At 71.3% G+C, this 6,349-nt stretch carries 7 protein-coding genes; 6 read left to right on the top strand and 1 reads right to left on the bottom strand.

Features of this window, described 5'->3' with window-relative positions; translation table 11 throughout:
* From fliP to csrA, 6 genes are all read left to right on the top strand, one after another.
* The coding region (fliP, locus tag ACM2XV_RS11090) for a flagellar type III secretion system pore protein FliP (RefSeq protein ID WP_487026963.1) at nt 1-724 on the top strand (724 nt) is incomplete at its 5' end.
* A 14-nt stretch (nt 725-738) separates the two neighbouring features.
* Nucleotides 739-1,011 carry a flagellar biosynthesis protein FliQ gene (gene fliQ, locus ACM2XV_RS11085; protein WP_344774306.1) on the top strand — a complete coding sequence of 91 codons (273 nt, stop codon included), beginning with the start codon at nt 739-741 and terminating at the stop codon, nt 1,009-1,011.
* 1 nt (nt 1,012) lies between these two features.
* Nucleotides 1,013-1,783: a flagellar biosynthetic protein FliR gene (locus ACM2XV_RS11080; protein WP_487026962.1), complete on the top strand. Its 771-nt coding sequence runs from the start codon at nt 1,013-1,015 to the stop codon at nt 1,781-1,783.
* Nucleotides 1,784-1,786: 3 nt separating this feature from the next.
* Nucleotides 1,787-2,908, top strand: coding sequence for an EscU/YscU/HrcU family type III secretion system export apparatus switch protein (locus tag ACM2XV_RS11075; protein WP_487026961.1), 1,122 nt, complete (start codon nt 1,787-1,789; stop codon nt 2,906-2,908).
* 50 nt (nt 2,909-2,958) lie between these two features.
* Nucleotides 2,959-4,962: a flagellar biosynthesis protein FlhA gene (locus tag ACM2XV_RS11070; RefSeq protein WP_487026964.1), complete on the top strand. Its 2,004-nt coding sequence runs from the start codon at nt 2,959-2,961 to the stop codon at nt 4,960-4,962.
* Between the two features lie 4 nt (nt 4,963-4,966).
* Nucleotides 4,967-5,218, top strand: coding sequence for a carbon storage regulator CsrA (gene csrA / locus ACM2XV_RS11065; RefSeq protein ID WP_344774032.1), 252 nt, complete (start codon nt 4,967-4,969; stop codon nt 5,216-5,218).
* A gap of 614 nt (nt 5,219-5,832) precedes the next feature.
* On the opposite strand, the gene ACM2XV_RS11060 is transcribed toward csrA, so the two are convergent.
* The gene (locus ACM2XV_RS11060; protein WP_344774030.1) at nt 5,833-6,204 is read right to left on the bottom strand and encodes a flagellar assembly protein FliW; all 372 of its coding nucleotides are present in this window, start codon (nt 6,202-6,204) and stop codon (nt 5,833-5,835) included.
* Nucleotides 6,205-6,349: the final 145 nt, after the last annotated feature.

Here is a 6,349-nt window from a genome sequence, read left to right as displayed (position 1 = left end):
CGCCCGGCACCGCGCCCACGCGGCGCGGCCGCAGAGTCGCGGGGCGCTGACCCGCGCCATGAACATCGACATCAACGGCATCGACGGGCAGCCGACCACCGCGGTCGTCACCCTGATCGGCATCACCCTGCTGTCGGTCGCGCCTGCGCTGCTGTTGATGATGACGTCGTTCACGAAGGTGTTCGTCGTGCTCGCGATGACCCGCAACGCCCTCGGCCTCAACACGCTGCCGCCGAACCAGGTGATCGCTGGGCTGTCGCTGTTCCTGACCCTGTTCATCATGTGGCCCGTGCTCACCGACATCAACCACGTCGCGGTGCAGCCCTATCTCGACGGCCACCTCGACTTCACCCACGCCGTCGACGCCGGTCTCGGGCCGCTGCGCACGTGGATGCTGAAGTTCACGCGGCAGGACGACATCGCGCTCATGACGCGCGTCGCCGGGCGCGCCAACCCGGCCAACGCGCAGGCGGTGCCGACGGCGACCCTCATCCCCTCGTTCCTCATCAGCGAGCTGCGCAGCGCGTTCGTGATCGGCTTCGTGATCTTCATCCCGTTCCTGGTCATCGACCTCGTCGTGGCGGCGGCCCTGCAGTCGCTCGGCATGATGATGCTGCCGCCCGTGCTCGTCTCGCTGCCGTTCAAGATCCTGCTGTTCATCCTGGTCGACGGCTGGGGCCTCGTGATCACCGCGCTCGTCAAGAGCTACTCGGGGGTGACGTGATGGGCGGCGGCGGAATGGACTCGGCGATGGTGCTCGACCTCGGCGTGAAGACGCTGCTGGTCGCGGCGAAGCTGTCGGCGCCGATCCTCATCACGGCGCTCGCGGTCGGCTTCGCGATCGCGCTGCTGCAGTCGATGACGCAGATCCAAGAGGTCACGCTCTCGTTCGTGCCCAAGCTGCTCGGCATCGCGATCGTGCTGGTCGTCTGCGGCAACTGGATGATCCAGACCCTCGTGCAATTCACCCAGCAGCTCTTCGACGAGCTGCCGAAGCTGCTGGGCGGCTGAGATGGCCCCCGCCCTCGACATCCCCATCGACCTGCACTGGCTCGAGACGACCGTGCTCGCCTCGGTGCGCATGGCCGCCTTCATCGTGATCGCCCCGCCGTTCTCCGACCGGGCGTTCCCCGGCATGGTCAAGGCCGCCCTGTCGCTCGGCCTGGGGCTCGCCGTCTCGCCGCAGCTCGTGACCGCCACTCCAGCGCTGAGCGACACGCAGTTCCTGATCGACCTGTTCCTCGAGGCGCTCGTCGGAGCCGCCTTCGGCTTCCTCGTCTACCTCGTGTTCGCGGCGGTGCAGGGCGCGGGCAGTCTGATCGACCTGACCAGCGGCTTCCAGCTCGCGGCCGCATACGACCCGCAGCTCGCGATCAACGGCGCGCAGTTCACCCGGCTGTTCCAGATGGGCGCCCTCGCCCTGCTGTTCTCCTCCGGCGCCTACCAGCTGATCCTCGCCGGGCTCGCGGGCACCTTCCGCGCGCTGCCGATCGGGCACGGCCTCCCCGCCGGCATCACCGCGCAGCTCGTCGCGCAGCACATGACCGCGATGTTCGCCGCCGTCGCCCAGATCGCGGGGCCGCTCATCATCGTGCTGTTCCTCGCCGACCTCGGCCTCGGCCTGCTCACCAAGGTGGCGCCGGCGCTCAACGCGTTCTCGCTCAGCTACCCGGTCAAGATCCTGCTCACGCTCGCCCTCGGCGGCGGCGTGTTCATCGCCCTGCCCGCGGCGGTGCAGTCGCTCACGGGCGGCGCGGTGAACGTGCTGATGGGGCGGGGGTGACGGATGTCGGACGCACAGGAACGGACAGAGAAGGCCACCGAGCGGCACCTCAAGGAGGTGCGGCGCAAGGGCCGGCTCTCGCGCTCGCACGACCTGCCGTCGTGGATCGGGCTCGGCGCCACGGCGCTCACCCTGCCCCTCGTGGTGGGCCACGCCGCGCAGGCATCCGTCGCGCAGCTGCTCACCGTCACCGGCGTGATCGCCGACCCCGACCCGGCCCGCGCACTCGCCGCGCTCGGCGCGGGGCTCGGGAGCGTCCTGCCCACCCTCGGCGTGCTGCTCGGCGTCGCGGTGCTCGCGGTCATCGCGTCGTCTCTCATCCAGGGCGGGTTCCGCTTCCGCGCGCTCACGCTCAAGGCCGAGAACCTCGATCTGGCCAAGGGCGTCACCCGGCTGTTCGGCGGCCAGGCGCTGTGGCAGGGCGCCAAGTCGGTGCTGAAGGCCGCCGCGGTCGGCCTCGCCCTCTGGCTCGTCGTGCGCGCGCTCGAGCCCGAGCTGCTCGCCTCGGGGGCGAGGCCGGTCCCCGCACTGGTCGCCGTCGCCGAGAAATCCATCACCTGGCTGCTCGTCGCCGCGATCGCCGCGGGCCTCGCGATCGCCGCGTTCGATGTGCTCGTCGTCATGCGCCGCAACCGCAAGCAGACGATGATGACCAAGCGCGAGGTGCGCGACGAGATGAAGAACACCGAGGGCGACCCGCTCGTACGCCAGCAGCGCCGCGCCCGCCACCTCGCCGCGACCCGCGGCAGCATGGTGCAGGCCGTCGAGTCCGCGTCCGTCGTGCTGGTGAATCCGACGAGCTACGCCGTCGCGCTCCTCTACGAGCCCGGGTCGTCCGCACCGCGCGTGGTCGCGAAGGGGAAGGGCGAGCTCGCCGCCCGCATCCGCCAGACCGCCGCGCGGCATCGTGTGCCGCTCGTGCGCGACGTGCCGCTCACCCGCGCACTGCACGCCCAGGTGGCCGTCGGGCGCGAGATCCCGCCCGAGTTCTACACGCAGATCGCCCAGGTGCTCGCGTTCGTCGCGATGCTGAAGGCCCGCGGCGCCGCCTCAGGCGTGCGCGACAACCCCCATGCCTCCTCCGCCGCCCGCGCATCCGCGCCTGAATCAGGAGCCGCTTCGTGAACCGCAACTTCTCCCACTTCGCCGTGCCGGTCGGCGTCGTCGCGATCGTCATGCTGCTCGTGCTGCCGATTCCGAGCTGGCTGCTCGACGTGCTGATCGCGATCAACCTGCTGTTCGCGCTGCTCATCCTGCTGACGACGATGTTCGTGCGCCGGCCGCTCGACTTCTCGGTGTTCCCGTCGCTGCTGCTCGTCGCGACCCTGCTGCGCCTCGGCCTCAACGTCGCCTCGACCCGACTCGTGCTCATGGACGGCTTCGCCGGCGACGTCATCCAGAGCTTCGGGCATGTGGCGGTCGGGGGCTCGGTCGTGATCGGCGCCGTGGTGTTCGTCATCCTCATCGTGATCCAGTTCGTCGTCGTCACGAAGGGCGCCGAGCGGGTCGCCGAGGTCGGCGCGCGGTTCACCCTTGACGCAATGCCCGGCAAGCAGATGGCGATCGATGCGGACCTCGCCGCCGGCCTCATCTCCGACTCCCGGGCGCGCGAGCGACGGGCAGAGGTCGCGAGCGAGGCCGACTTCTACGGCGCGATGGACGGCGCCTCGAAGTTCGTCAAGGGCGACGCGATCGCCGGAATCGTCATCATCTGCGTGAACATCCTCGGCGGGCTCGCCGTGGGCGTGCTGCAGAACGGGCTCGACATCGCGACCGCGGTGCAGAAGTACACGCTGCTCACGATCGGCGACGGGCTCGTCTCGCAGATCCCGGCGCTGCTGATGGCGGTCGCGACCGGCATGATCGTCACCCGCGGCGGGTCCGACGACCAGCTCGGCGCGTCCGCTGCCGCGCAGCTCACCCAGTCGCAGATCGCCCTGTTCATCGCGGGCGCCGCCGCCGTGCTGCTCGGCTTCGTGCCCGGAATGCCGTGGCCGGCGTTCATGATCGTGGGCGCGGGGCTCGCGTTCGCCGGGTGGCGGATGAAGCGCAAGACGGATGCCTCCGCGCGGGCCGCCGAGGCGGCGCAGTCGGTGCCGCGCCCCGGCGGCGACGCACCGGAGGACCTGCTCGACCAGATGCGCGTGCACGCGCTCGAGGTGCTGCTCTCGCCCGACCTCATCGACCTGGTCGGCGGCGGCGCCAACGACCTGCTCGGCCGGGTCAAGTCCCTGCGCCGCAAGATCGCCCTCGAGCTCGGCTTCATCGTGCCGCCCGTGCGCACGCGCGACGCGGTCGATCTGCCCCCTGGCAGCTACGCGATCCGCGTCGCGGGGGTCGAGGCGGGGCGGGGGCAGGCGCCGTCCGGCCGCCTGCTCGCGCTCGGCGACCGGCTCGAGCTGCTGCCGGGCACGGCCACCGTCGAGCCGGTGTTCGGGCTGCCCGGCAAGTGGATCCCCGCCGAGCAGCGGCACGCCGCCGAGCTCGCCGGCGCCACGGTCGTCGATCGCGTGTCGGTCGTCGTGACGCACCTGTCGTCGGTGATCACGGCCAACGCGGCCCGGCTGCTCACGCGCGAGGACGTGCGGGTGCTGACGGACGCCGTGCGCGCCGCCTCGCCGTCCGCGGTCGACGAGCTGATCCCGTCGCCGCTGTCGCTCGCCGAGGTCCAGCGCGTGCTGCAGGGACTGCTCGCCGAGCAGGTCGCGATCAACGACCTGACCCGCATCTACGAGTCGCTCGCGCTCAAGGCGCGCTCGACGACCGAGCCGGAGGCGCTCATCGAGGCCGCCCGCGAGGGCCTCGGCGCGGCGATCGCGGCGCGCTACGTCGACGGCGGGCGGCTGCGGGTGCTGATGATCGAGCCGGGCGCAGAGCAGTCTCTGCTCGAGGCGCTGCGCCCCTCGCCGCTCGGCTCGCAGATCATGCTCGACCCCGTGGTGCACGAGCGGTTCACGACCGCCCTCGCCCGCGAGGTCGAGCAGGCCGCGGCGAACGGGTTCTCCCCCGTTCTCGTGTGCGCGCCGCAGCTGCGCCCCGCGGTGCGCCGCCTGGTCTCCGCGACGGCCGCGGCAGAGCTGCCCGTGCTGTCGTACAGCGAGGCGACGGCCGGCGAGAGCACCACCATCGAGACCGTCGGAGTCGTGCGGCTCGCACCGCAGCCCGCCTCGATAGGCTGAACCCATGCTGGTGCTCACGCGGAAGGTCGGCGAGTCGATCGTCATCGGCGAGGGCATCACGGTGACGATCGTCGACATCAAGGGCGACACGGTGCGCGTGGGCGTCGACGCCCCGCGCGAGGTGAAGGTGCAGCGCTCAGAGGTCCTCGAGCAGATCGCGCGCGAGACGGCGGCCGCCGCAGCTGCCGCGGCAGAGGGCGCCCCAGAGGCCGATCAGGCCTCGGTCCTCGCGCTGCTGCGCCGCCCCCGCGACTGACGCCCGCCCCACCGCACGCCACCCCTCGCAACCCGCGCCCACCCCCGAAGATCGGGCTCGCCCGAGCGTACGCCGGCCCGCAACTCGCGTCCGCCCGTACGCGCACGGCCCGCCGCAACGCACACTGCCCACCAACTGACGCCGCCCCAGGGCACGCTGCCCTGTGGCCCCCGCGCTACCCCTCGTGCGGCCCCTCCGTCAGCACACGCCACCTCGCGGCGTCGCTCCGACATGCCCTCGCGCGCGCACTTGCACGAGAGAACCATTCCTTGCGCCCATGCCCCGAAGGTTCTCCCCCGGCACCAACGGTTCCCCACTGGCACCAACGGTTCCCGGGCAGCACCAATGGTTCTATCGGGACGAAGAATGGTTCCCTCGTGCAAGTGCGCGCGAGGGGACATGCTGTGCCTCACTCACTGATCTGCATGGCGCATTCGGCACCGCAGGATTCACGGGACTCGCGGCACACGCGGCACACGAACCACATCCGGACACAGGCTGCGCAACCCGCAGCTCGCGAGGGCAGCCACCGTTCAGCCTCGCGGGAGGCGCGATCAGTCACGCAGGCGGCAGGCGCGATCACTCGCTCAGCCGTGGCAGGCACGATCAGCCGCTCAGCCTGCCAGCAGCTCGTCGAGGGAGGCGCGCAGGGGCCAGCGCGCCGCGTCGAGCACGAGCTGGGCACCGCGGCGCGAATGCCGGTTCACGACGATCGGCGCGAGCAGGTTGAGCGTCGGCGCCCCGTCGGCGGGGTTCACGACGACGTAGAGCTCGGCGTCGGACGGCTCGCGCAGCCCGAGCGCCTCGATCTGCGCGTCGTCGAGCTCGGGCTGATACGTCGGAAGCGACGCGCCCTCGACGACGAACAGGCGCAGCGGCTCGCTCGCCGAGCGGAGCGTGAACAGCCCGGCATCCACCTCGTCGATGACATATGACGTGCCGGGGATGCCGGCGAGCGGCGCGATCAGCTCGAGGGTGGCGCTCATCGCAGGAAGTCCGTGAGGTTCGTCTGCATCGTGTTGGTGACGACGAGCAGGGCGGCTTGGTACACGTTGTCCCGATTCGTGAGGTCGATGGCGGCTTGGGCGGTGTCGACGTTCTCGACGTCGCTGCGCCGCTGGGTCAGCTGCA

Source organism: Gryllotalpicola sp. CP2-P1, from assembly GCF_057512245.1.
Note: the sequence above shows the minus strand (reverse complement) of the source record. Positions and strands in the feature narration are given on the sequence as shown.